This is a genomic window from Gimesia sp. (assembly GCF_040219335.1).
Classification (GTDB): Bacteria; Planctomycetota; Planctomycetia; order Planctomycetales; family Planctomycetaceae; genus Gimesia.
In genome coordinates, this window is record NZ_JAVJSQ010000031.1 from 43,046 (window position 1) to 69,274 (window position 26,229).

A 26,229-nucleotide genomic window follows, 5' to 3' on the forward strand; every position below is an offset into this window, starting at 1 on the left:
GTTAACACCGAATGATAAACCAACATGATCCGCGTCGCTCTCAACCACAAATCAGTTTATAAGTACGACCGCCTCGTCGAACTGGCGCCCCAACTCGTACGACTCCGTCCAGCACCTCACTGCCGCACACCAATCTGCAGCTACTCCCTGCGGGTCGAACCGGAAAAACATTTCATTAACTGGCTTCAGGACCCGCATAGTAACCATCTGGCGCGGCTGGTCTTTCCCGAGAAGACACGTAACCTCGAAGTTGAAATTGATCTCGTCGCCGAGATGACGGTCGTCAATCCGTTCGACTTCTTCCTCGAACCCGATGCAACCCAATTCCCCTTCACCTACGAACCGGGGCTTGCCAAGGATCTGCAACCGTTTCTCGATCCGATCACACCCGGCCCAGAACTGACGGCTCTACTCGAATCCATCGATCGCAGCGAATGCAAAACCATCGATTTTCTCGTGCAGATCAACCAGCGTCTGCAAGAAATGATCGGTTACGTCATTCGCATGGAACCTGGCGTACAATCCCCGGAAGAAACTCTGAAGCTGGGCCGCGGTTCCTGTCGCGACAGTGCCTGGCTGCTGGTGACGATCCTCCGCCATCTGGGGATGGCGGCCCGCTTTGCATCGGGCTACCTGATCCAGCTCAAGCCCGATGTCGAATCTCTCGATGGTCCCTCTGGTACAGAAGTGGACTTTACCGACCTGCATGCCTGGACAGAAGTCTTTCTCCCCGGTGCCGGCTGGATTGGTCTCGATCCGACCTCAGGACTGCTCGCCGGCGAAGGACACATTCCTCTGGCCTGCACGCCTGAACCACTCAACGCGGCTCCGATCAGCGGAACAGTCGAACAATGTGAAGTTGAGTTTCACCACGAAATGTCGATCTCACGGGTCTACGAAGATCCGCGCATCACCAAACCCTACACCGAGGAAGAATGGCAGCAGATCAAACAACTCGGACACCAGGTTGACGTCGATCTGGAAAAACATGATGTCCGACTGACCATGGGCGGCGAACCAACGTTCGTCTCCATCGACGACATGGATTCGGACGAATGGAAAACCGCTGCCGTCGGCCCCACAAAACACATTCTGGCAGGCGAGCTGATTGAACGCCTCCGCGAACGCTTCGCTCCCGACGGCCTGATTCACTACGGTCAGGGAAAATGGTATCCCGGCGAATCACTGCCCCGCTGGGCACTCACCTGCCTCTGGCGGACCGACGGACAGCCCATCTGGAAAAACACGAAACTCCTGGCCGAACCAGGTAAAAACTACGGACACGACATCGATCAGGCGGAGCAGTTCTCGCGACTGCTGTCCGAACGACTCGACCTCAACCCGGATCACGTTTCGCGGGCATACGAAGACGCGATGTACTACCTCTGGAAAGAGCGTCGCCTGTCCGTGAACGCGGATGTACTGAATGCAGACCTCGACGATGCAGAAGAACGGGCTCGCCTGGCCCGCGTCTTCGAACGGGGACTCAACAACCCGGTCGGCTGCATGCTCCCCCTGACGCATCAGTGGTGGAACGCCCGTCCCCGCTGGAAAAGCGGCACCTGGCCTGTTCGCTCCGAACACATGTTCCTGATTCCCGGCGACTCACCGATGGGACTCCGTCTCCCCCTGGATTCGCTGCCTCCCGCACTGGAAGGCGAATACCAGTCCGTGCCCGTGGTTCCTTTCGAAGCAACTGAACCACTGCCCGACTACGAAGGACTCAAACAGCAGGCCGTCTCTCACCGGACCACCAGGCAAACCAGTAACCTGGTCCAGCATCAGGTACTGGAACGTGTCGGCTCATCCGGAAATGGAGACGGAGACAAGCACAGCCCCCTCGAGGGCACTCATTCTGATGAAACCAAATCTGACGAACTCTCCGAGATCATTCGCACCGCGATGTGCTTCGAACCGCGCGACGGATGTCTGCACATCTTCATGCCGCCGGTCGACAGGCTCGAATGCTACCTCGAACTGCTGACCGCCATCGAGCAGACGGCGGAAGAACTGGAAATGCCCGTCATCATCGAAGGGTATCTGCCGCCCCCCGATTACCGCATCAAGTACATCAAGGCCACACCGGATCCCGGCGTGATTGAAGTCAACGTACATCCCGCCAGCAACTGGGAGGAACTCGTACAGATCACTTCCGGCGTCTACGAAGACGCCCGCATGTCGCGACTGGGAACCGAACAGTTCGACCTGGACGGAACCCATACCGGAACCGGAGGCGGAAACCATATCGTCATGGGCTCTCATACTCCTGAAGACAGTCCGTTTCTGCGGCGTCCCGATCTGCTGCGGAGCCTGATCGCCTACTGGCACAATCATCCTTCATTGTCTTATTACTTCTCCGGTCGCTTTATTGGTCCCACCAGTCAGGCGCCCCGTGTCGATGAAGGCCGCCGCGATGCGATCTACGAATTGCAGATCGCCTTCGAACAGATTCCCGAATCGGGTCCCGTTCCCCCCTGGCTCGTCGACCGTGTCTTTCGACACCTGCTCGTCGACCTGACCGGCAACACCCACCGTGCCGAATTCTGTATCGACAAACTCTATTCTCCCGACAGTGCCACCGGCCGACTGGGGCTGGTCGAGTTCCGCGGTTTCGAAATGCCTCCGCACTGGCAGATGAGTCTCACACAGCAGTTGCTGCTCCGGGCACTCGTCGCCCGTTTCTGGAACAATCCGTATAACATCCCGCTGATGGACTGGAACACCTCGATTCACGATCGCTGGCTGCTCCCGCATTTCATCCAGCAGGACTTCGAAGATGTCATCGCGGAAATGCAACAGGCAGGCTATCCCCTGGAAAGCAGCTGGTTCGGTCCACACTTTGAATTCCGTTTTCCCCATATCGGAGAAATCGAATATCGAAGTGTCCATATCGAATTACGGACTGCGATCGAACCCTGGTACGTCCTCGGCGAAGAAGCGGCAGGGGGTGGAACCGCCCGCTATGTCGATTCCTCCGTCGAACGTCTGCAGGTGAAAGTACAGGGATTAGCCGCAGGTCGGCACGTCCTGCTCTGTAACGGCCGCCGCATCCCCCTGCATCCGACTGGAACCGAAGGAGAGGCCATCGCCGGCGTCCGCTATCGTGCCTGGCAGCCACCCAGCTGCCTCCATCCGACCATTCCCGTCGATGAACCGCTGGTTTTCGATCTGGTCGACACCTGGAATCAACGCTCCATCGGCGGCTGCACCTACCATGTGGGCCACCCCGGCGGGTTGAATCCAGGCACTTTTCCAGTGAACGCTTATGAAGCAGAGAGCCGTCGGGCCACCCGATTTTTCAAAATGGGACATACAGGCGGTTTCCGATCCGTTCCGGAAGAGGAAAAAAACGCACTGTTTCCCTTCACGCTTGACCTTCGCCGAAACCGGGGCATCGTGTAAAATAGTCTGATCCCATCCGGGCCGCCGGGAGCAAACCGCTCCCGTATTATAAATACCGACACACGATCAGCGATGAGATATACTTCAATAGAACACTTGAGGTACATCTCAACTTGAGGAATAAAGACTACCGTGACAACCTCCCCACTCTCTGTGAACCATCTGTTTCAAGGATACACGCCGCCCCCCGGCGTGTTTGATGAGTTCCTGCTGGATGGTGGGCAGCCCCGCCCGCAAGCCAAACTCTTTCTGGATGCTCTCTCCCGTATCGGCCGCGAAGAATTCGATCACCGCTGGGAACAGGCACAACGCACTGTCCAGGCCAATGACTTCGCCTACAGTGGACATATTACCCCCGGCGATCAGCCCCGCCCCTGGGAACTCGATGCCATCCCTTTTCTGATCTCGTCTACCGAGTGGGATGTGATCGCAACCGCGTTAAAACAACGGGCACGCCTGGTGAACCTGGTGTTGAGCGACCTGTATGGACAACAGACTCTGCTCACACAGGGAACACTGCCTGCCGAAATCGTATTCTCGCACCCGGGCTTCCTGCGGGCCTATCATGGACAGGTCCCCCGCGATAACTGCTTCCTGCACTTTTACGCTGCCGATCTGGCTCGTTCACCCAATGGAAAATGGTGGGTACTGGCCGATCGCACCGAAGCGGCATCGGGTATCGGCTTTGCACTCGAAAATCGTATTCTGACATCGCGGATGTTTCCGGAGCTGTTCAACCAGTGCCATGTCAAACGACTGGCCCCCTTCTTCATCGCCGTTCAGGATCGTCTGCGCAGCCTCGCACCTCAGGGAATGGAAAACCCCCGCGTGGTTCTGCTTAGCCATGGCCCCCAGAGTCCGAACTATTTCGAAGACGCCTACCTGGCACGCTACCTCGGGTACACACTGGTGGAAGGTGGTGACCTCGCGATTCGCCGTAATCAGGTCATGCTCAAAACACTCGGAGGGCTGATTCCCGTTGACGTCATATTCCGGCGACAGAACAGCAGCGACTGCGATTCCCTGGAATTGAGATCCTCGTCCGGCCGGGGCATTTCGGGGCTGACCCAGGCGGCCCGCTCCGGACAGGTCGGCATCGCTAATTCCCTGGGTAGTGGACTGATCGAATCTGCTGCGTTCATGTCCTACATGCCCCGTCTCTGCAAAGCGCTGCTCGGGGAAGAACTCAAAATGCCCGGCGTCGCCACCTGGTGGTGTGGAGATCCACAGGGACTGAGTTACGTATTGAAGAACCTGGAGAAGCTGACCATTCAGTCAGCCTTCCGCATTCGGGGACAGGATCACCCCGCCATGGAAAGCTGGAATCAGCTCCCCCTCAAGAAACGGGCCGAGCTGATTCAGGCCAACCCCAAACAGTTTGTCGCCCAGGAAAAAGTCATCCGCTCCAGCGTCCCGGTCTGGAAAGGGGAAACAACGCCCGCCCATCTCTCGCTCAGAGCCTATGCGGTCTCCGCAGGAGATTCTTACACCGTGATGCAGGGCGCCCTGGCCCGGACTGCCAAGGCACTCGATCCGCTGGAAGTCTCGATTCGCAAAGGGGAAGGCAGCAAGGATACCTGGATTCTCTCCGACCAGCCTGTTGAACATATTTCGCTCCTCAAAGAACAGGGCCGCACGATCTCCCTCCGTCGCAGCGGATCGGAATTACCGAGTCGCGCGGCAGACAACCTCTTCTGGCTGGGACGACAGCTGGAACGGGCAGAATCGCTGGCCCGGCTGTTGCGCAGCCTGGTCAATCGGCTCGGCGGTGAAACCCGTTCGAACAGCGATCTGGAAGTCCCTATCCTGCTCCGCTGCCTGGCCGACGAGGGACAGATTGAACCCGGTTACGCCATCGAAAAAATGCGGAACCAGCTGCCCGATATCGAACATGTTCTGCCCACCGCGGTCTTCGATGAAACCCAGTCGGCTTCGCTCCGTTCGATCATCAATGAACTGTTCCGTCTGGGCTCGATAGTCCGCGACCGGGTCTCGCTCGACACCTGGCGGATCATCCGTCGCATCGACAAAGGCTTCCAGCCGGCCCGCTTTGGCGTCACCAACCTCTCTGACGTACTGACAATGATGAACGACCTGATTACAGAACTCTCTGCTTTCAGCGGGATCATCATGGAAAGCATGACGCGAACCCAGGCCTTCCGCTTCCTCGAACTGGGACGCCGGCTCGAACGTTCGCTGCAGATTATCAGCCTTGTCAAAAACAGCTTTATCCCGATGCCTGATATCCAGGCGCCGGTTCTCGAAACCGTACTCGAAGTCGCCGACAGCCTGATGACGTATCGTTCGCGATACCTCTCAAATCTGCAACTGGCGGCTGTTCTGGATCTCCTGCTGACCGATGAAAGCAATCCACGGTCGCTCGTCTTCCAGTTCATGCAGCTCTCCAAGCAGGTCGAGCGTCTGCCGCGCAACCGGGAACTGCCCGGTTACTCAGCCGAGCAGCGTCTGGCGATGACGCTCCTGCATTCGGTTCGCATGCTGGATATCCAGGAAGTTTCGGACACGCACTGTCTGGGTGAGTACCAACCACTGGAGCAATTGATCGAAACCTGGGACGCTCAGCTGCCCAAACTCTCTGAAGCGATCTCGCATCGTTATCTGGTTCACGCGGTTCCCTCTCATCAGCTGGCAGATATCAGTCCGCAATGAAATACAAAATCACCCACATCACGAAATATGCCTACTCCGAGGCGGTGCCGGTCTGTCAGAATGTGGTCCACCTGGCGCCCCGCGTATTGCCTTACCAGATGTGTGATGATTTCCAGCTGCTGATCCACCCCGATCCCTATAATATCAGTCATCGCGAAGATTATTTCGGGAACAATGTCTCATTCTTCTCCATCGACCAGCCTCATACGGGACTCAGCGTGACGGCCACCAGTCAAGTCTCCGTGCTGGCAACACCGGCAATCCCTCCCGCCAGTACGCCGGCCTGGGAAACCATCTCCCTGGCACTGAAAAGCGATCATAGTCCCGCATTACTCGACGCATATCAGTATGTGTTTCAGTCTCCGGGAGTGAAGCTGTTTCCCAAACTCATTGATTATGCAGAAGTCTCGTTTACGAAGGGACGTCCGATTCTGGAGGCGGTTCTTGATCTGACCGCGCGGATCCACAAGGAATTCCGCTATGATCCCCGCGCCACGAACGTCAATACGCAAATCGATGAGGTCTATGCACAAAAGCATGGCGTCTGTCAGGATTTCGCCCATTTCCAGATCGGCTGCCTGCGGATCCTGGGCCTGGCCGCCCGCTATGTCAGCGGTTATCTGCGCACGATCCCCCCTCCGGGCAAGCCACGCCTGGTCGGAGCAGATGCCTCCCACGCCTGGCTCTCAGTTTACTGCGGAGAGAAAGCAGGCTGGATCGATGTCGACCCGACGAACAACGTACCAGCTTCCACAGATCACATCACGGTTGCCTGGGGCCGCGATTACTACGACGTCTGTCCCATCCAGGGCACGATCGTGGGTGGCGGCGAACATCGCATGACCGTCTCTGTCGACGTCGCACCGGAAGAACCGGTAACTCCCGCCGCAAAGTAATCATAACGAGTAAGTGTTACGCTGGTCTCAACCTTTCAGGCCTGTCAGCGTACTGCTGCTGGAACCGAAGCGATCGGTTTCCACTCCCATCCTTTGCAGCATACTCAGATACAGATTGCACAAAGGTGCGTTCGCTTCCCGGTTAAACGCGAGGTGCTGGCCATGTTGAAAGCCGCCTCCTGCCAGGAGAATCGGGAGATTCGTATTATCATGGGTATTCGCATCACCCATGTTACTGCCATACAGCACCATCGTACTGTCCAGCAGTCGTCCCGTATTTCCCTGCACGGTCTGCAGTTTCTCAAGCACCCGCTTCAACAACTGCATCTGGCGGCGATCCGCTTTTTCCAGCTGCGCCAGGTGATGAGCCCGCATCCCGTGATGGCTCAGTGGATGATAACTCGTCAGACTCTTTTCCTGTTCCGACAGTTGAAAGACGGGCGTCGCGAAGGCATCCACCATCAATGTGACGATCCGCGTCGAGTCGGACTGCAGTGCCAGCACCGCCATCGCCAGCATCTGTTCCAGCTTGTCGAACAGCAGCCCCCGATCCAGAATATCTTCCGGCAATTCCGCCACGATTTTCGGCTTGGGGCTCTGCTCCCATTCCCCCGCAGTCACCAGTCGCTGTTCCAGTTCGCGGATCGATGTAAAATACTGATCCAGACGCGAACGGTCCTCCGGCCCCAGTTCACGATTCAATCGCTGCGTCGACTCGGAAACCGCATCCAGAATACTGCCCCGCCGTTTCAGATGTTCCAGCCGCCGCTTAATCTGCGCCGAGTCTCCCTGAATGAACATCTTCTGAAACAACCGAGCGGGACTGTCTTCCGCAGGTAACAGAACGCCGTCCCGCGTCCACGAGAGACTACGATTCGCCTTGTCGATATTCACTCCCAGGTTCAAAGTGGCGAACCGGGTCTGGCGTCCCAGATGCTCGGCCGCATATTGATCGAGAGAAACCGTATTGCGAAAACCGCTGCTCGTCGGATGTTTGGCTCCAGTCAGGAAACAGTTCTCAGTAGAATGTCCTCCTTCGCAGGCCGGATGCGATAAACCACTGAAGACGGTGAAATCAGAAGTCAACTCCTTGAGCTCACTCAGATAAGGAGAGAGCTGGTACTTGGCGCCGCTCTCTTTGGGAAAAAAGTGTTGCGGCAAGACTCCCAGATTATTCGAAATCAACAGCATGCGACCAGGCATCGCAGCGGAAGACTCCTTCCCCAGCGCAGGTCGCTGCAGACTCTCCAACAGGGGAAGTGCGAGAGCCACACCGGCACCGCGTAAAAAACGCCGGCGAGCATCATCCACTGTCCGTCGTCGGGCTGAGTGATTTCTCATGATTGGCTTCCCTTCGCTGCTGCAACAGGTTCGGTTCCCAGAAAAATGCGGCTCTGAACCAGCGCCAGCAGTAAATCGCGAACCCGATATTGATCGGCCTTGCATTGATCGAGAATGGATTCAATCACGGGTCGATCCGAAAAGCGAACCGGGGTGCCCGTGGCATAGAGGGTCAACTGCTGTAGAAAGTTCCGGGCCAGCTGCCGCGGGTTCTGCACCAGCAACTGTTTTAATTCCTGGATGTTCTGAAACGCACGACCATCGCGCAACTGACCACCGGCGTCTACGGGACCAGCAATGAAATAAGCATAATCGTGGCCGGCTCGATCGATGCCTGTCACTTTTTCCCCCCGCCCGAGACTGCGATACCGATTCCGCCAGGCCCCCATGATATCGTAATTTTCCAGTGCAAAGCCGACCGGATCAAAGCGGGCATGGCAGTTCGCACAGACCGGATCGCGCGTGTGTTGCGCCAGTTGGTTGCGGATGGTCTTCGCCCCCCGAATGTCGGGTTCGACCGCAGGCACCGACGGCGGTGGCGGAGGCGGAGGTTCGCCCATAATTCGCTCCATGATCCAGGCGCCCCGAATCACAGGTGAGGTCGTCGTCCCGTTCGCTGTCACTTTCAGGATCGCCCCCTGGGTGATCAATCCGCCGTACGGGCTCTCTGCAGGTAACGCAACACGACGGAGCCTGGATCCTTCCAGCGGCGGCAGATCGTAATGCCGGGCCAGTCGGTCGTTCGCAAAGATAAAATCGGTCTGCACCAGCGCAGTAATCGGCAGGTTCTCTTCAAGCAGATAGCGGAAGAAAGCACGCGTCTCCAGCGCCAGGGAATCGATCAGGTAATCATCGAAACGATATTCGGGATAGAGCCGCGCATCGGGTTCATCCTGCCGGATGTCTTTCAGCGATAGCCAGTAATCCGTGAAGTTGTTCACAAACGCCTCGGATGATTCCGCCTTCAGCAGGCGTTCTGTTTCTGAGCGCAATACCGTCGGCTGCAGCAGATCACCGTCAGCCACATGCGACTTCAACTCGCCATCAGGACAGGTATTCCCCAGGAAGTGTGACAACCGGGACGCCACCGCGTAAGGTAACTGCTCAGAATTCTGCTGGGGCTCAGGCAGGTACAGGTACTGTCCCGAACAGAGAAAGGCGCTATACCCCGAGAGCAGTGACTCTGCAAGCGGTTCCCCCCGCTTCAGTTCTCCCAGCACCAGTCGTTCATAAACCTGGATTACCTCTTCCGGAGTGGGCTCCCGCTCGGCCTGTTTAATAAATCGTCTGAGCAGCCTGCGTGCTTCCTGATCAGGTTGCTCTGTCACCAGTTCTACAGGCAGAGCTCCTTTTTGTGTCGCACGAATCGGTAGATCTCCAAACAGCCGACGATGTGAAGCGGGCGGCCAGACTTCGGAATCGAGGGGGCCGGTAATCTCCAGCCACTGAAAGGCAACACCGGGGTGCCCGCCTTCCGGCCGTGGGGGAAAGTCATAGTAGAGCGGTGCATTGGGTGGATTGATCGCCCGGGGAACCGGCAGTCCCAGCAGACTGTACTCGAAGGTCTCGTTCTGTTTCAGTCGGATCGTCGTCTCATAGATCGTGGGCTCCGGTTGAATGTCCAGAATCTCTTTTGTGGCCCGCACGTCGCCGGAGACATCCGCCCCCGACCGTTTACGCGCGCGGAAGTTCATGGGAATCGAAGACTGAGCCGGCTTGAGACTGAAATCCCGTAACTGTCGCACCGCACGGGCTGAAAATCGCAGTCGATAAGTGCCGGGCTGTACCGCTTTGAACTGATCGGGGTAACCATAGTAAGGCCAGGAGGCAGAACGAAAGATGGCAAGTTCCATTGCCGGATCATGGCTGTTCTCCTTGCGGATCCGGTTCAGGTCCGCCATCGAGAGAGGCACCAGTTTCGAATCCTTCGCATAGAACATCGCCTCCCGTTCCCCAAAGGTTTGTGCAGTTAAAAACATCCGCGTGGCCGGCAATCGTTCCTGTTTTCGGGGCCGGGGTTTGACTCCTGAAGCGACCGCCTGCCGCAATGCAGCATCGGCGGCATCGAGATAGGCTTCCAGTTGAATCCGGGACATGTCCAGCACTTCCGCCACCTTGTTACAATGCAGACGTTCCCGGTCGGCGGGCAGCATGTCGCGGATATCCAGTTCGGGTAACCGGAGCAGATCACGCAGGTTCTGTTCATACTCCTGACGCGTCAGCCGCCGCATAGGTCCCCGTCCGTGGTTACTGACTTCCGCCTGATCAACCTGCAGCAGCGCTCGCGACAACGACTCAAGTAACGCCTGCCGATTCTCCGCGGACAGGTCTGCCGGATCGGGGGGCATTTCCCCCGCCGCGATTCGATCATAGATCTGAACCCAGCGGTGGCGAGCCGTTTTGTCTTTCAGGTCGAACGAGATCTGCTGCAGATCCAGTTTTGCCTCTGCCGATTCTCCCGAATGACAGTCCACACAGGTTGACTTCAGCAGTGTACGCTCATTTTGTCCAATACCAGCCGGGACCGCATCAGCAGCCTCGGCTTCACAATACGCTGTTATTATCAGGAAAGCACACGCCAGAAACCACGCGAACATAGACGAGACTTCAATCATAGTCCGTGTTCCCACAGCGCATTTACATTGGTCCAGAGAGCGGTCAGGCAGAACCCGGGATTCAGGATACGAATGAAACACGGACACAAATCACTCCCCCGACGGTTGAGAATCGGACTTTAATTCAAAGTCCAGTTGCAGACTCTGATCGGCTTTGATATCTGCAGTTAACTGACTCTGCTCGTTATAAATCGCAGGCAGGTATTGTTCGGTCTCCTTTATACCGTACTTCTCATACGGCTTCCCTGTCCAGCGGGAGGCGTGAATTTCCACCCGCTTATTCCCGATCGGAACGTTGACGAGATACTCTCCCTGTTCAATTTTACCCTGGGCAGAATGCGTCGAATTATCTGCGGAAACAAAGGTAATCGTCCCCTCAGGCAGGGGTTCTCCATCCAGTTGAATCATACCGCTGACCTCCGACTCATTCGGACCGGCCCCGCCGGAACAGCCGCTGATCAACAGCAGACACAGAAGGGAAACCGGCCTCACAAAACGCCTGTTGAATCTCGCGCTGAACAACATTTCGTTTAATGCTCCCATGTGAAAGAGACCTGCTTAAAATTCGTTTATGACTTCCTGACCGGCGCGGGTTCCCAGCCCCTGGTAGGTGGCGCGATCAATATTTTCAGAAATAAAGCGGACCGCACCATCGGCCAGCAGACCATGTACTCCCCCTGTATGATAGCTGCGGGCAAACGTGCGACTGTTCGTGGTACTGTCCGCCCCGCAGGGAGCATGCGGAATTTCCAGACAGGCGATTAACACATCACCTACATTCGTATTCGGCGTTTCCAGTGTTGTGATAAACGTTCCCATGCAGCGGGGATTCATCAGTCGGCCGCGCACATCATGCTTGGAACTGTCGGCTGAGAGAATAATCTCGCTGGCCATCAGGGTCGTAGAAGCACCATCGGTCAGATCACGCAGCCGCGTACGGGAACGCGAATAAAACATGCCATTCAACTGCGTGTAACTGTTTACGGGTCCAAAGTGCGTCGATCCGGAACAGACTGCATAATTTCCGTGGAATCCCTGTGAACCGTTACTGGTGGGACTCGTCTGACCATAGGTCACATTTTTCGGCCCTGCCGGATCGCTGGGACACATCATCATCGGTACGATCGACTCTTTCCTGCTCCAGTAGATGGCACCGGTCCGCGCTGAGTTCTGCTGCTCTTCCATGAATTCGTTGTACAAGGCCCCCTGTTCGATATAGGGCAGAATCATCGGATACCAGCCGGTATTGTCTGTCGGTGGACGGGGGGATCCCGGCAGATCTCCATTGGTCGGGTTGATCATGCCAAAGGGAAACACCTGGAAGGTATCGTGGTAATTGTGCAGCGCCAGTCCCAGTTGTTTCAGATTGTTCTTACACTGACTGCGACGTGCCGCTTCCCGCGCTTGTTGCACAGCCGGAAGCAGGAGCGCAATTAATATGGCGATGATGGCAATCACCACCAGCAGTTCGATCAACGTGAATCCTCGTCTCCCGCGAAACATGAGCGTCTCCTTGATGAATAGAAGATAAATTCCTTAGCCGGCTGCAGGAACAGCAACGAAACGTATGCGGCTGATATATGAGATGACAAATCGAATCTGATCTGGATTCAGTACGTGCTCCTGCTTTCAATTTTGTATAGCTTCAGTTTCCGGTATCCGGCGCACAAAAATGCCTTCGACGGCCCGCTCACACGTGCCTTTCAAATGACGCTCCATCGCCGCCCCGGCCGCATCTTTATCACGTTGCAGTATCGCTTCCAGAACCTGCAGATGCTCAGTGAGAATCTGATCCAGGTAAGGCTCCCAGTCTTTGAGCAAAACGCGAATCATATGCATCAGTCGATCGTAGCGCTGCAGTTCGGTCTTCAATCGCCTGATTCCGGATGCCTTGACGATCGCGGTATGGGTACGCTGGTCGTTGTCCGAACAAAGCAGACTCCAGTCCGCTCCGCGCGGTCCCTGTTGTAATGCCTTGGTTTCCTCCAGCAACTGTCGAATTTCCTCCAGGTCGGCGCACTCACAGGCACAGCGGGCTGATTCCACTTCGAGAATCCGCCGGATATGGTACATCTCGCGTATTTCAGAAATCCCCAGAGGTGTCACAACTGCCCCGCGATTGGGAATCATCTCGACGACTCCAATCCCGCTCAATTCAACAATCGCTTCGCGAACCGGCGTGCTGCTGACGCCAAACCGTTGTGCCAGGTGCTGTACTTTGAGTCGCGTTCCCGAGGGGTATTCGCCTGTAAATATCGAGAGCAGTATCTGACTGAAAATATCCAGTCGTAACGTGCTGACGGGCAGGAGCCGGGTTGCTTCAGGAGTCGATGTGCTCATCTGGTTTTGCCTGTTTTTCCTCGTGTAGAGGGGTTCCGCATTTCCGTAACCCCTCTCGAAACGTGCGTAGCCTGTTCATTTCTACGCATAATGCATTATGCATTATATATAATATTAACTTTCGGACTGTCAATCATAAATTAGAAAATCAGCGGGCAACCGGGAACGGAATTACCGGAAGTGTAGACAGGGGAGAATCTTCAGACGATTCCCGGAAGCACATGAAATCGTCATATCCCAAGAACGATGAACACAACGGGTGCGATGAAAAGCTGCAGAGAGCCGCTTTGAGCAGGTGAGGATAAATTTCACACTGCGGGCTGTTATGCAGCCTTCGATGAGAAATCAGCAGACCCTTCGAACTGCTGTTCGGCCTGAAGCGCCAGCTCCTGTGCCTTCTTCTTCATGCGTCGACGGCGGCCGAATCGAAAAGCAAGATCCAATGACCAGGGCGCAATCCGCTTCAGATAATAAAGCACATAGGCCACCCAGCCCACCAGGCAAATTCCCTGATCACGGTAGATGGCTTTGACCGCTTTCTGCGCCACCAATTCGGGGGTCGTACAAATCCAGCGGGGAGGAATCGGGGTCTGCTTGCCGTCTCGTCCTGACGGAGCCACTTCAAACAGACGTGTCGTCACCGGTCCGGGACAGATGGCGGAGACGCCCAGTCCCTGTCGGCTGTATTCGGCGCGAAGTGCTTCACTGAAACCCAGCAGGCCATATTTACTGACCTGGTAAGCACTGAATCGATTGCCTTGAACGAGGCCGCAAATGCTGGAAACGTTGACTATATGAGCTTCGGGGCGGTTTAACAGACTGGGAAGTAGCTCTCGTGTAATCTGGATTGGTGCCAGCAGATTGATACCCAGAAGCCAGTCCCACTGTTCTGCGGTCATCGTGTGCGTCGGACCGTAGAAGGCAACGCCCGCGTTATTCACCAGAATATCGACACCGTCCCAGGTACTCAGCACTTCCTGCATCGTGGCGGTAATCTGATGTGAGTCGGTCAGATCACAGCGTCGGCTGATGACCTTCACGCCCAGCAAAGATGCCGTTTCCTCCGTATCTGCTAGACCACTTTCATCGACATCCAGCAGAAACAGATCCACACCTTCCGCAGCCAGCTGCAATGCAATCTCTCTGCCGATCCCCGCAGCGGCACCGGTGATGAGTGCTGTTTTACCTATTAAATTCTGCATCGCTCCATTCGCCTCGTTTAACCGAAACCCTCCCTGTTTCGAGAAGCGGGAGTTTACGCGATCGGGCGAAATGGGTAAAGACATCTCCGCAGGCCCAGACAATGATCATTCAGTCACTCATCAACGCCGGAATCTGCTTCGATCACTTCATGCAGCTGTTTCAGCACAAAATGGGGGTCGAGCCCCATCTGTCGGCAGACATAATCCAGTGATTTCCCCTGGCAGGACTGATCGATCCCCAGAGATTCAAGTACCCCCTGCACTTCGGGATGCTCAATCACCCATTCAACGACACTGGATTCAAGTTCAAGACTGGTCATCATTTTCTTCCCTGGTACGGGACCGCGGTTCATCAGAGAAACCTGATTTACATTCTATGATAGCAAATCTGCCGCGGAATCAAACGCGTGTTTCTCTCGGGGCTCAGGAAGCCAGCGCGTCCCGCTTTTCCTGAATCAGTTTGATATGGTGCGGGATATGCCCCGTGATCCGGTCGAGCAGAGTCCACAGCGACAATTCCCCATCACGGGTATGAATGCCCGTGCGTTCGAACTGAGCCGGTTCCAATGTCTTCAGGATTCGTCCCATATGATTCCGTACCGCGGAAATCAGCTGCAGTTCCTCTTCCAGATCGCGCTGCTCATACGCCAGTTTTTCAGCGAACTGATCGGGATCGCCTCCCGGCAATGGTGGATTCTCTTCTACCAGCACCCACTTCATCCGGTCCGCATACACAGGTTCGAAGTCCGCGATGTGACAGACCACCTGTCGCGTCGACCATTTTCCGGGAATTGGGGCAGCATCCAGTTCAGCGTCAGTCATCCCCTCGATGGCCTGTCGTAATTGTTCCGGTCCGGCCAGGTAGTCTTCGATCCGCTGTCTGATATCCATATGAGGTGCTCCTGCAGAATGTGTGACGGGAGTGAAATCGGTTGATCACTGCTGGTGTCGATTATGGGGATCTTATTCCCGTTCATCAACTCTGGCAGCGGTCAGGAGTACAAAACCGGTTCACTCCCCGTCATTACCTGCGGGGCGGACGCTGTCTGCTGCCGAACTCGGATTTACCGATGCCCCCCTTGATGGTGCCATCCGGATTTTCTTCTGCGGTTTTCCCCAGAATGATATCAAAGTTCGCAGCCAGCTCTCCCAGCTTCGAATCGGGCAGCGGTTTGAAATCGACCAGAATCGTTTCCCGCTGCTGAGGATCGCGGATCTGACGGTAGACGCCATCTTCCGCATTCATCTCGTGCCCTTTGACCAACAGCTGCGTAGTCAGAATCCGGTGTCCGTTCTGACTGATGGCAACATGTATGTGCGGCGTACGGAATCCCCGCCCCGCCCGATAGGGAACCGGCTTGATCGTGCGGAAATAATACTTCCCCTTAGAATCAGTCAGGAAGCGGCCGTAGCCCTGAAAGTTGCCGTCACGCCCCTCTTTATTTTCGCCACGCGTGTGAATGTAAGAGGCTTTGTTGTCCACCTGCCAGATTTCGACAAACGCATTCCGCAGGGGATTCCCTTTGCTGTCCAGAACTTTGCCAGTCAGGTGCGTGACCTCTCCCACCGCAGGCGTGATGGAATCGTTAATCACCAGCAGGTCATTGTCCGTATCCAGGGGCATCCGATCCGGGTAGAACGGTCCTTCGGTCATGGATGGCGTCCGGATCAGTTCCTCTGCCATCAACCCGGGGGTGGTAAACGCCGCCAGGCTGAAAGAAGACCATTTAAGAAAATCCCGCCGACCAGCGCTTGTCGATTGACGTTGCATTACATGCTCCCTGTCTCTCAGAGTTAAAAAAGTTTATCTGTCAACCATTTTAACATTTAACGGGTATTTTCGGCGAATGTTTCGTCAAAAAAAGCGATTTCCGGCAAATTCCCAGAAAGATCATCCATCCACAATGGCGGATTTCTTCCGACTTTAAGTATCCCTGTAACGTCCGGTCAGAACTGGGCAGTCAGCTCTTTCATAAGGTCTACGTCAAAGGTGTTTGGAATGGTCACGAGCAGCGTATTATGCCCGTCGTCTTCGAATTTGAGAGAATTACGGGGCATGTTTCCGCCAGCAGCTTTAACGAGAATCACGTTCTTATCCCGGATCAGGAAAAAATGATCTTCCAGCCCCTCTTCACCGACAGTCACAAAGTTGAGCACCCCTTTCTTAAACCTCACAGACTGTACGCGATGGAAGAACGTCGTTTTTGCCAGGGGATGCTTTGTCTCAGCATTGAGAGCGTTATGCCGAGTGGGGAGTTCAACGACGCCCGGCGTGGCGTCGGGTGGGTCTTCGCTCAGAAAAAGGACAGACAGGCAGAACAGGATTACGATCAACGATGAAGTGGTGGTGAGCATATCTTTCATTAAAGCCATTCCCCACTTTCGGTGCCCGCGAAAGTTGATTGAAGTGAAAGTTCAAATGGATTACCCGTACTACGAAACTGCTGTTCTCAGTAAATCACTCCTGTAAGACAATATTCAGATCCCGTGAGTTGCACGTTTTTGTGCATCATTTCCATTTTTTTATTAATCTCAGTAAGTCGCTGTCAGAGTTGTGATTGCCAGCTGACAAATGGAAGTTCGCCGGTTAGGGATCAATCTTAAAAAAAGAAGCGACTTTTTCTGTCATTCGTGAAATCAGCCAGCAGCGAAACATTGTCTCCCGGATTCCGCTGGTTACTACTCCCGCCAGCAGACGTTTGTTAAGATGGCGAAAGAAAATGCGAACTGACCAACGGCCCCTGTGGGATTTCGGGGCTGTGATTCAAACTTATCCCTCGCTCATCTTGAAATAAGGAACTGCACCGTGAAGACCTACCATCGACTCACCTGCCTGGCCCTGATTACCGGTCTCTGCTGGAACCTGGCCAGCACCGGTCCGGCAGACGCCGCACCACCCAAGGCACAGAAAACCCAGATCAGCCGCGCCAGCCGCGAAATGGCCAGCGCCGCCAAACGCTTCCTCGCATCGCTGTCCGCAGAAGAACGCAAAGCGGCGACCTTCAAAATGGACAGCAAAGAACGCGATCAGTGGTACTTCATTCCTGACTTCGCCATCAAAGAAGACGGGGGTCGCACCGGACTGCCGATGACGAAAATGTCACCACAGCAGAAGATCTTCGCTGTCACCCTCCCCGCAACAGCACTCTCGCACCGCGGCTATCTCGAGATGAATTCCATCCGCGCCCTGGAGCAGGTTCTGTTCGAACTGGAAGGGAAAGACTACCGGAACCCGGAACTCTACTACGTCTCCATTTTCGGTAATCCCGATCCCAAGGGAACCTGGGGCTGGCGGTTCGAAGGGCATCACCTCAGCGTGAATGTCACCATCGTCGACGGCGAAAAATTTTCCGTCACCCCCTCCTTCTTCGGATCCAACCCCGCCACCGTCATGCAGGGCCCCCTCAAAGGCGTTGAAGTTCTCAAGGAAGAACAGCAGCTGGCTCTGAATCTGGTCAAATCCTTCAATCCGGATCAGCTGGCCATCGCCACAATTGATACCGCTGAAGTAGACAAGAAACTGCTCGCCAAAAGCGTAATCAAGGAAGTCCTTACCACCGACGATCCTGTCGTCGACAAAGGACTCGTTCCACACAAAGGCATTCAGTACGCCGACCTCGACCCGAAACAGCAGAAAATGCTGCTGCGTCTGGTCAACGCCTACCTGGGCCGCTTCCGTCCGGAACTGCTCAAGGGAACCCGCTATCTCGGGAATCTGCGGGATGGCGACCACCTTTACTTCGCCTGGAGTGGCGGTCAGGCCCGCGGCCAGTTCCACTACTACCGCATCCAGTCCAAGGTCTTCCTGATTGAATTCGCGAACACCCAGAACGATGCCAATCACGTGCATGCGGTCTTCCGCGAATTTGACGGCGATTTTGGTCGCGACCTGCTCAAAGAGCATTACTCGAAGCAGCACAAGAAATAATTCTGAGTTCAAACTTCCCCTCACCAGGCCCGATCCGCGTACTGCGATCGGGCCTGTTTCGTTGAGGAGAAGTCATATGGACGGAATTTGATCTACAGGTTAATTTACCCCCATGGACCAGCGCCCCGCCCCTTCAACCAGCTCGAACGCAAACCAGCCTGCGACTCAGCAGAGAGGTTCGCTACCCCGTCGCGTCCGGATCGGTCCCTGGATCAACGCGATTCTGCTCCTGCTGTTTCTGTTGCTGTTCCCGGTCATCATCGCCACTTATCATGACTGTGCGATCTGCGGCATGAAACAGACGCAATGGCGGGTCGTGGGCACAGGCTGGTTCCTCTCCTCGCGAAATCAGCCGACATCCTGCAGCGACTGGTACCGTACACACGTGGAACCGCAACATCAGCATGTCTGGGTCCGCAGGACCTCCGCGGGTGGGTTCGATCTCTTTGGCTGGCAGGTCGGAACCTGGCAATCAGGCAGGCTGGCTTCAGGACAGTTCAGCTGGCTCCCCCTCGGACCGCACACACAAAAGCAAATCTATCAGAAATGTCCCCACCCGGCCCAGGCCCGAACGTTGTTTCTCAAGCTCGCCCGCTTTGATAAACGCACCGGAACAACCATCAATCACCAGGACGAACTCTTCACCCGCCTCAACACCTGGATCGAATCCGGCCTGCAAGGCCCCTGGCCATTTGAGGAAGCAGATCTGCGTCTCTCCCTGTCGCGCAGTCCATTCAGAAAATAATTCGGTATGACGTTATGTTTTAGAAGTAGCCACGGTGTGCTGACCTCTGTTTATCGTAGAAAATGATCACGCCGTAGGGCCATCTTGCTGTAATGCGCTTTCGTCATCTTCATTGAGGTAGCACTCTCCATGGCAGTATCGACAGGAACGATCGTCGTGACCGCCGGTCGTGTAACGATGATGCGCAGTTTTGTCCAATCCAGTACCTTTACAGACCGGACAAAGACGCCCCTTGCTTCGACTTTTGTTTGACTTACCAGACATCATCTCATTCTAAAGAAATCTGTGAGATTAAAAAGAAATATCTTTCGACGATCCCCGAACAACTTCAATTACATCAAAATTCAACCCGAACCTTTTCCCGGTTCTGTTGTCTGCAGATTATCTCCTGCACTGCCCCGTTCAGGGTAGCCCAACCACTTCCTGCGAAATCAAAACCGGCGGAATGAAGATGAGTCGAACTGTTCGCGAATACCAGGCTGACGATCTGCAAGACCTGCTCGCTGCCTGGGAGAGTGCCACGCGTCTGGCACACCCGTTTCTCACCGATGATTTCCTGGATCAGGAACGGCGGAATATCCCCGAGCTCTATCTGCCCAACGCTGAAACCTGGGTCGTTGAACAGGACCAGCGTGTCATCGGTTTTATCGCTTTGCTCGGCAACGAAGTGGGTGCGATCTTCGTCGATCCCCCACACCAGGGCACCGGGGCCGGTCGGGCGTTGATGGATCAGGCCCGGGAGTTACGGGGAAACCTGGAGGTGGAAGTGTTCGCTGCCAATGCAATCGGACGCCGCTTTTATGAACAGTACGGCTTTCAGCCTCTCTCGGAATCCGTCCACGAACCGACGGGAAAAACACTGCTCAGACTACAATTCCAGACCGCGATCACTTAAGCTGACGCCAACACATCCTTTCGTCTGGAGCCCCCTTCATGCCTGACCACGAGCGTCTCAACTACGTCGAATTCCCTGCCCGGGATCTCCCTGCTACCAAAGCCTTCTTCGAAACCGTCTTCGGCTGGTCGTTCACCGACTATGGCCCGGAATACACGGCCTTCGCGGATGCTGGCCTGGAAGGCGGCTTTTTTCAATCCGACCTCTGCTCCACCACCGATGCGGGCGGAGCACTGCTCGTTTTCTTTAGTCAGAATCTGGAGGAGACGCTCAGTAAAGTGGAAGCAGCGGGGGGCAAGATCGTCAAACCAATCTTCTCCTTTCCCGGCGGCAGGCGTTTCCAGTTTCAGGAACCCTCGGGCAATGAACTGGCCGTCTGGTCGGAGAAGTAACTCCTCTCTCACATCGCTGTCTGTATTCCCAAGACAAATATCGATCCACTGAGACGACTTGCGTAATATTCACGCGAACACTACCATGAAGCCGTCTTAATTTTAGTGTGTCGGACACGGGACTGCTATTGTTTCGGTGTCCCTACTTCTCTCGATTGATCTTTCTTCAGAATACAAACAGTAATGACAGAAGACGAAGAATCAGGCGCAATCCTGGTGCTCGACTCCTACATTGTCGGCCCCTGGTACAAGATTTTCCTGATCACGGAAAGGGAACTGCTGGCTGCCACCATGAAATCAAAATGGCAGCAGGAAGTCCTCGACCAGCTCAACCAGGGATACGATCCGTTTGAAGTTCTCCAGGGGCACTCCCCCCTGGAAAACCCGGTGAGACGGACTCCCCTGGCCGACATTCAGGCCCTGGAATGGTCCGAAGGCTTTTTCGGTCAAATTGCTTTTAAAGGCACCTCCAGCCTGAAGGTGCACTATTACGATACGATCAAACAGAAAAACAGGCGGTTCAACCTCCGCTTCAACACCGTCGACCGACGCAACGCATTCGCTCGCAAACTCAAATTTCATACGGGAGACTGGGACGAAATACAGGCCCCCTTACCGGCCTGGCGGTGTGGGATCCCCGCCTTGATTTTCCTGTTCTTTTTTGGAGTGATCCTAAGCTTCCGGGCGGCATATCGCTTTCTTACCTACGGTCCCCGGCTTTCCGATGTGATGGAGGATCTCGGAGCCAATTTCTTGCCGGCACTCCAGTTCGCCTATGGTGACGAAATCTACCTGCTGGCTGTCATTCTGATTCTGCCACTGATCTGGTGGGCGATTACCTGCGTCAAACGCCCCACACGCACTGTAGCCCGACCAGTCGATCCCGGGTTCTGACCACAAAATCTGGTTTATTCCGGGGAGGTTGACAATGTGTGCTATACTATAGTGAACAGCCCCTGCGATCCCACTTTCGCCCGGCTGAAACAGAACCCGCTCCTGACATCCAAGGAAAACAGAAAGGCTACGCTATGAACTGGTACATGGCTGTCATCCGGAAATATGCTGAATTTAACGGCCGGGCACGTAGAAAAGAATATTGGATGTTCGTATTGATGAACTTCCTGATTGGGATCCTCATCGGAATTGTCGGCGCTATCATTGGAGAAACGGGCGGGCTGATCTCCGTCTCCCTCTCCGGCGTTTACACATTGTTTATCTTCCTGCCCTACTGGGCGGTAACTGTTCGCCGTTTGCACGATACTAATAAAAGTGGCTGGTGGATTCTGATCAATCTGATTCCCGTCTTCGGCCAGATCATCATGTTCATTTTCAAGGTCATCGACAGTGACCCCAACGAGAACGCCTACGGCCCCAATCCTAAGCTGGCCCCCGAGCCGCAGTAAAACGATACCACATTCCCCTGGCAGGTTGTCCGCAGTGTCTCCTGCCGGGGAGGTCGGTCCAGCCTTGGAAAAAAGACCTGCCCTAATTCGGAAAATTTTTCTGATTCCGGACTGGGCAAACCCAAATTTCGACGATATATATGCGCCAGCTTTTTACACATTCAATTCAAAGAGGTGCTCTGTGAAATAAAGACCGTGTGACCGGGGGGCTGCGCAAAGCCACCAACCTGCGGACACACTCCCTGACCGTGTATTTGAGAATTTTCCTATGATACACCCCAAAACTGAGCTGAAATTCATCAGCAACGAAATCGGTTATGGCGTTGTTGCCACCGAATTCATCCCCGCCGGCTCTATCACCTGGGTCCTCGACAAGCTCGATCGCGAGTTCAGTTCGAACGAGTTTCAATCGATGGACGAGATCTACCAGAACATCCTGGATACTTACTCGTTCCGCAATAACAAGGGGAATCTGGTCCTCTGCTGGGACAACGGCCGCTACGTCAACCACAGCTTCAACTCCAACTGTCTCACCACCGCTTACGACTTCGAAATCGCGATCCGGGATATCCACCCCGGCGAACAGTTGACTGACGATTACGGCTACCTGAATATCCCCTCTCCCTTCCGGGGCATCGATGAAGGCACCCGCCGCAAAATCGTGTACCCCAACGACCTGATTAAATACTACAAGGTCTGGGACCGCAAACTGCTCAAAGTCTTTCACCACATTCCCAGCCTGGAACAGCCGCTGAAACAGCTGCTCTCAGACGAGATGTGGGATGAAATTGTGGAAATCTCCCGGGGAAACCAGGAGATGAAGTCGATTCTCACGAATTACTATAACGGCGAGGAAGATCGACAACCCGAACTGCAGGAAGTCTGAACCGACAATCGATTTCCCCTGACCGCCCCCCATTTCTGATCCCGGTACCTGACACAGAAGGCGGCGTGCGTTAGGATGGTTACACCACTATTGTAAACCACCTTACTTACGATTTGCCTCTCTGTTTCAGGAATACCGCCATGCGAGCCTCGTCCCTCACCTCCCTGATTCTGCTGACAACCCTCAGCCTGACTGTCGGGTGTGATAACCAGCCACCCCGCTCGGGTGAGATGGTCGAACGCGAAGGCGAACCCGCAATAACCTACGTCAAATCAGATGATCCGAAAATGGTCGCTGCGATCGATAAGGCCCGCGGCAGCTTCAACCAGTTCCAGACGGCATTCGAGAAACAGCAGCCCGGTCAGGACTTCTTCTCAGTAAAGTTACTCGTGGAAGATGGCGAACACCAGGAACATGTCTGGACGACTCCGGTCCGTATCGAAGCCGGCAAATATTACGGCACCCTGGATAACGAGCCTTATCAGATCAAAAAATATGTCGTGGGTGATGAGATCAACATTCCCGTGGATCAGATTTCAGACTGGATGTACGTGGATGATGGTAAACTGGTCGGCGGATATACCTTACGTGTCGTCCGCGACAGTTTGACCGAAGAACAGCGAAAAGAGTTCGATACGACCATCCCCTTCAAAATTGAATAGCCCCCGCACGGAACCGGTGTCCGTCGACTGACTTTGCCCCTGTGCCCCGCCCGCAGAAAGCAGAGATGAGCGAGTTTCCTTATATCCGTTGCCTGGGTTGTGAAGAGGCCATCTTCGATCCCACCCGCGCTGTCTGCCCCGGCTGCGGTCGCTGTCCGGTATGTGGACTCAGACGCGTAAAACCGGAGATCAAAGACTGCCCGGAGTGCGAACTCCCCTATTGCACCTGTTGTGGCCGCTGCCCCAAATGTGCCGGACTCCGCTACGCAGAAATCGACACTCCCTGCGAATGCGGACACCCCCACAATGCCGAAAAGCTGGAAGATCTGATCCGCTACGAGTCAGTTGTCGGAGCCGAGTCCCGCCCCTTCGACTGGGGTTGCATCCTGGTCATTCTCGCCCTGGTCACGGTCATCCTGCTGATTCTGGCAGCCCTGCGGTAAATCAGGCCTGGAAAATGAACTTATAGAATCTGTACCTCAACTCACTTTATCCTGTTCAACCGAAATTCAGGAAGATGCGAAAACGACTCCGTAAAAAGAAACATCTGGGGGAATTCAAGGAGTGGTGCGTCACGATGGAAGTCCACCTCGATCCGGGAGTCGATTATCAAGCATTTCTCGATGCCTGGATTGAAAGAGCCATTGAAGGCAATCAGTGCCAGTTTGGTGGGGGCGGCAAGTCTCCGCTCCTGGAAGGCATCATTCAGCTTGGTCTGGCAAGTCACGGTCTGCAGGAACGCCTGACTGAAATACGCGACTGGCTGGAGCAGCACTCTGCTGTGCAGGATTATCGATTCGGCCCTCTGGTCGACTGCTGGTATGATTCTGGCGACGCAAACTGAATTCGAATTTTTTTTGAATTATCTCTTGACCAATAACAGACAGGTCTGTATATTTCAATTATGAATAAGACACCCAGAGCATCCAGTGCCCGCAAACGCATCGTCGAAACAGCCGAAAGACTGTTTTATGCAGAGGGTATCCGCGCCGTCGGCATCGACCGGGTGATCGCAGAAGCGGGTGTCGCCAAGATGACACTCTACAATCATTTTGCATCCAAGGACGACCTCGTCCTGGCGGTGCTGAAATATCGGGAGGAACAATTTGACCTGTATATCAAACAACGGATGATGGAACATCAGTCAGCCGGCTTGAAACCGCTGCGTGCCTTCTTCGCTGCCTTAAAAGACTGGTTCGAATGTCCGGATTACCGTGGGTGTGCTTTCATCAACGCCACCTCGGAACTGGCTGACTCGAACCCGGCGGCAACCGAATTCTGTGCCGAGCATAAACGTCGTTTCAAACAGCAACTGACTGACATCATCATCGAGTCCGAAGGAGACCAGGCCGGGGCAGTCGCACCCGCGATTTCCGTCCTCGTCGAAGGGGCCATCGTCACCTCAGCCAGCGAAGGAAATTCCGAGGCAGCTGAAATCGCCGAAGCGGCTGCCTTTCAACTGATTGCCGGTGTGCTCTCGCAGTAAGCTTCACTTTTTATTTTACCACTAATTATACAGACCTGTCTGTTTACAAGAATTTGCGTTTCACTGTTACTTTCACTTTAAAAGGAGAACGATCATGCCACGTTTAACCGCCCTCACCAATGCAGCCGCTACCGACAAAGCCCGCACCTTGCTGGATGCTGTTCAACAGAAACTGGGGATGACTCCCAATCTGATGAGAACCATGGCTCACTCCCCCGCAGTCCTCGAGTCTTATCTGCAGTTCAGCGGACTGTTGAAACAGGGAGCCCTGACAGATCAGCATCGGGAGCAGGTCTCATTGACCGTCGCGGAAGCGAACGAGTGTGACTACTGCCTGGCCGCTCATAGCACCCTGGGGAAGATGGCAGGGCTGAGTCCGGAACAGATCCGGGACAGCCGCGCAGGGGTCGACAGCGATCCGCAGTCGGCTGCCCTGCTCAAGTTCTCCCGGACAATCGTCCACAAACGGGGTCAGGTTTCTGACCAGGATCTGCAGGAAGTACGTGACGCCGGTTTCAGCGACGAACAGGTCGCGGAGATCGCCGCCAATGTGGCCCTCAACATCTTTACGAACTACTTCAACAACATCGCCCAGACCGAAGTCGATTTCCCGGAAGTCGAACCGCTCTGTGCGGGCAACGCCTGCAGTCACTGAGAGTCTGCAGTCATTTTCCGGAAGGGGATTCGCTCTCGAGCGCATTCCCCTTCCCTCTTTTCATCTCTGTTTAGCAGACAGGTATGTCATGCACTCGGTTCCCAGCGATATCGCCTTTACTGAATCAGTCAAAGCATTACAGTCCCGCAACGGTTCCCGCTCCCAGTATGCCCGGATGGAACAGGGGTCAGGCTGGCAGACGAAAATAACCGACGATCTGCAGGACTTTCTGTCGCACCTCGATATGTTTTACCTGGGTACAGCCAGCCGCACCGGGCAGCCTTACATTCAGTATCGGGGCGGTAATCCCGGCTTTCTCAAAGTCCTCGACGAGTCCACACTCGGCTTTGCCGACTTCGCGGGCAACCGTCAGTTCATTACCCTGGGGAATCTCTCAGAGAACCCGCAGGCCTTTCTGTTCCTGATCGATTACGTCCACCGTCGCCGCGTCAAAATCTGGGGCACGGCGCGCGTCGTGGAAGACGACGCAGAACTGCTGACGCATCTGCACGACCCCACATACCCGGGACGGGTCGAACGGGCCATCCTGTTTACGATCTCAGCCTGGGACGTCAACTGCCCGCAGCACATCCATCCTCGTCTGCCCCAGCAGGAGATCCTGCCACTGCTCGAACAGCTGCGCGAAGAAAACCGCCAGCTCAAAACAGAACTGGCCCGACTCCAGTCGCAACCGGAATCAAGCCAGTAAGA

The 26,229-nt window shown here is 55.0% G+C and carries 26 protein-coding genes; 16 read left to right on the forward strand and 10 right to left on the reverse strand.

The features are described from left to right. Nucleotides 1-24: 24 nt before the first annotated feature. The 3 genes from RID21_RS25055 to RID21_RS25065 all read left to right on the forward strand — a co-directional run bounded on the left by RID21_RS25055 (nt 25) and on the right by RID21_RS25065 (nt 6,968). On the forward strand, nt 25-3,402 hold the full coding sequence (locus tag RID21_RS25055) for a transglutaminase family protein (RefSeq protein WP_350193702.1): 3,378 nt from the start codon (nt 25-27) through the stop codon (nt 3,400-3,402). Between the two features lie 132 nt (nt 3,403-3,534). Next, nucleotides 3,535-6,072, forward strand: a complete 2,538-nt coding sequence (locus RID21_RS25060; protein ID WP_350193704.1) for a circularly permuted type 2 ATP-grasp protein — start codon at nt 3,535-3,537, stop codon at nt 6,070-6,072. Further along, a complete protein-coding gene (locus RID21_RS25065; RefSeq protein WP_350193706.1) occupies nt 6,069-6,968 on the forward strand; it encodes a transglutaminase family protein in 900 nt (299 codons plus the stop codon). Before RID21_RS25060 ends, RID21_RS25065 begins: the two co-directional genes overlap by 4 nt. Before the next feature lie 27 nt (nt 6,969-6,995). Here RID21_RS25065 and RID21_RS25070 read toward each other — a convergent pair whose 3' ends face one another. The 10 genes from RID21_RS25070 to RID21_RS25115 form a co-directional block, all read right to left on the reverse strand. Then, nucleotides 6,996-8,309, reverse strand: coding sequence for a DUF1552 domain-containing protein (locus tag RID21_RS25070; RefSeq protein ID WP_350193708.1), 1,314 nt, complete (start codon nt 8,307-8,309; stop codon nt 6,996-6,998). Further along, a complete protein-coding gene (locus RID21_RS25075; RefSeq protein WP_350193710.1) occupies nt 8,306-10,906 on the reverse strand; it encodes a DUF1588 domain-containing protein in 2,601 nt (866 codons plus the stop codon). Before RID21_RS25075 ends, RID21_RS25070 begins: the two co-directional genes overlap by 4 nt. Before the next feature lie 108 nt (nt 10,907-11,014). Further along, complete coding sequence (locus RID21_RS25080) at nt 11,015-11,332, reverse strand: hypothetical protein (RefSeq protein WP_145188713.1); 318 nt, start codon at nt 11,330-11,332, stop codon at nt 11,015-11,017. 150 nt (nt 11,333-11,482) lie between these two features. Next, nucleotides 11,483-12,427, reverse strand: a complete 945-nt coding sequence (locus tag RID21_RS25085) for a DUF1559 domain-containing protein (RefSeq protein ID WP_350193712.1) — start codon at nt 12,425-12,427, stop codon at nt 11,483-11,485. Nucleotides 12,428-12,553: 126 nt separating this feature from the next. Further along, the gene (locus tag RID21_RS25090; RefSeq protein WP_350193714.1) at nt 12,554-13,264 is read right to left on the reverse strand and encodes a GntR family transcriptional regulator; all 711 of its coding nucleotides are present in this window, start codon (nt 13,262-13,264) and stop codon (nt 12,554-12,556) included. 323 nt (nt 13,265-13,587) lie between these two features. Further along, the gene (locus RID21_RS25095; protein WP_350193716.1) at nt 13,588-14,466 is read right to left on the reverse strand and encodes an SDR family NAD(P)-dependent oxidoreductase; all 879 of its coding nucleotides are present in this window, start codon (nt 14,464-14,466) and stop codon (nt 13,588-13,590) included. A gap of 113 nt (nt 14,467-14,579) precedes the next feature. Further along, nucleotides 14,580-14,786, reverse strand: a complete 207-nt coding sequence (locus tag RID21_RS25100; protein ID WP_145046390.1) for a hypothetical protein — start codon at nt 14,784-14,786, stop codon at nt 14,580-14,582. A 103-nt stretch (nt 14,787-14,889) separates the two neighbouring features. Beyond that, on the reverse strand, nt 14,890-15,357 hold the full coding sequence (locus RID21_RS25105) for a DinB family protein (protein ID WP_350193718.1): 468 nt from the start codon (nt 15,355-15,357) through the stop codon (nt 14,890-14,892). A gap of 133 nt (nt 15,358-15,490) precedes the next feature. After that, nucleotides 15,491-16,237, reverse strand: a complete 747-nt coding sequence (locus RID21_RS25110) for a dioxygenase family protein (protein ID WP_350193720.1) — start codon at nt 16,235-16,237, stop codon at nt 15,491-15,493. 176 nt (nt 16,238-16,413) lie between these two features. Beyond that, nucleotides 16,414-16,830 (reverse strand): hypothetical protein, encoded by a 417-nt coding sequence (locus RID21_RS25115; protein WP_350193722.1) that lies wholly within the window; start codon nt 16,828-16,830, stop codon nt 16,414-16,416. 442 nt (nt 16,831-17,272) lie between these two features. Between RID21_RS25115 and RID21_RS25120 the strand changes: the two genes are divergently transcribed. The 13 genes from RID21_RS25120 (at nt 17,273) to RID21_RS25180 (ending at nt 26,227) form a co-directional block, all read left to right on the forward strand. Next, the gene (locus RID21_RS25120) at nt 17,273-18,394 is read left to right on the forward strand and encodes a DUF3500 domain-containing protein (RefSeq protein WP_350193724.1); all 1,122 of its coding nucleotides are present in this window, start codon (nt 17,273-17,275) and stop codon (nt 18,392-18,394) included. A gap of 112 nt (nt 18,395-18,506) precedes the next feature. Further along, the gene (locus tag RID21_RS25125; protein ID WP_350193726.1) at nt 18,507-19,139 is read left to right on the forward strand and encodes a hypothetical protein; all 633 of its coding nucleotides are present in this window, start codon (nt 18,507-18,509) and stop codon (nt 19,137-19,139) included. 451 nt (nt 19,140-19,590) lie between these two features. Then, a complete protein-coding gene (locus tag RID21_RS25130; RefSeq protein ID WP_350193728.1) occupies nt 19,591-20,034 on the forward strand; it encodes a GNAT family N-acetyltransferase in 444 nt (147 codons plus the stop codon). Nucleotides 20,035-20,072: 38 nt separating this feature from the next. Beyond that, complete coding sequence (locus RID21_RS25135; RefSeq protein ID WP_350193730.1) at nt 20,073-20,426, forward strand: VOC family protein; 354 nt, start codon at nt 20,073-20,075, stop codon at nt 20,424-20,426. Between the two features lie 183 nt (nt 20,427-20,609). Beyond that, nucleotides 20,610-21,320, forward strand: coding sequence for a hypothetical protein (locus RID21_RS25140; protein WP_350193732.1), 711 nt, complete (start codon nt 20,610-20,612; stop codon nt 21,318-21,320). Between the two features lie 134 nt (nt 21,321-21,454). Continuing rightward, entirely contained in the window at nt 21,455-21,829 is a 375-nt protein-coding gene (locus RID21_RS25145) for a DUF805 domain-containing protein (RefSeq protein ID WP_350194477.1), read from the forward strand. 268 nt (nt 21,830-22,097) lie between these two features. After that, complete coding sequence (locus RID21_RS25150) at nt 22,098-22,715, forward strand: SET domain-containing protein (RefSeq protein WP_145042338.1); 618 nt, start codon at nt 22,098-22,100, stop codon at nt 22,713-22,715. Between the two features lie 140 nt (nt 22,716-22,855). Next, nucleotides 22,856-23,377 carry a YegJ family protein gene (locus tag RID21_RS25155; protein WP_350193734.1) on the forward strand — a complete coding sequence of 174 codons (522 nt, stop codon included), beginning with the start codon at nt 22,856-22,858 and terminating at the stop codon, nt 23,375-23,377. 65 nt (nt 23,378-23,442) lie between these two features. Continuing rightward, nucleotides 23,443-23,820 (forward strand): hypothetical protein, encoded by a 378-nt coding sequence (locus tag RID21_RS25160; protein ID WP_350193736.1) that lies wholly within the window; start codon nt 23,443-23,445, stop codon nt 23,818-23,820. Between the two features lie 74 nt (nt 23,821-23,894). Beyond that, nucleotides 23,895-24,221, forward strand: a complete 327-nt coding sequence (locus RID21_RS25165) for a 50S ribosome-binding protein YggL (RefSeq protein WP_350193738.1) — start codon at nt 23,895-23,897, stop codon at nt 24,219-24,221. A gap of 60 nt (nt 24,222-24,281) precedes the next feature. Next, nucleotides 24,282-24,863: a TetR/AcrR family transcriptional regulator gene (locus RID21_RS25170; protein ID WP_350193740.1), complete on the forward strand. Its 582-nt coding sequence runs from the start codon at nt 24,282-24,284 to the stop codon at nt 24,861-24,863. 94 nt (nt 24,864-24,957) lie between these two features. Next, entirely contained in the window at nt 24,958-25,518 is a 561-nt protein-coding gene (locus RID21_RS25175) for a carboxymuconolactone decarboxylase family protein (RefSeq protein ID WP_145441883.1), read from the forward strand. A gap of 88 nt (nt 25,519-25,606) precedes the next feature. Then, complete coding sequence (locus RID21_RS25180) at nt 25,607-26,227, forward strand: pyridoxamine 5'-phosphate oxidase family protein (protein ID WP_350193742.1); 621 nt, start codon at nt 25,607-25,609, stop codon at nt 26,225-26,227. The last annotated feature ends 2 nt before the right edge of the window (nt 26,228-26,229 follow it).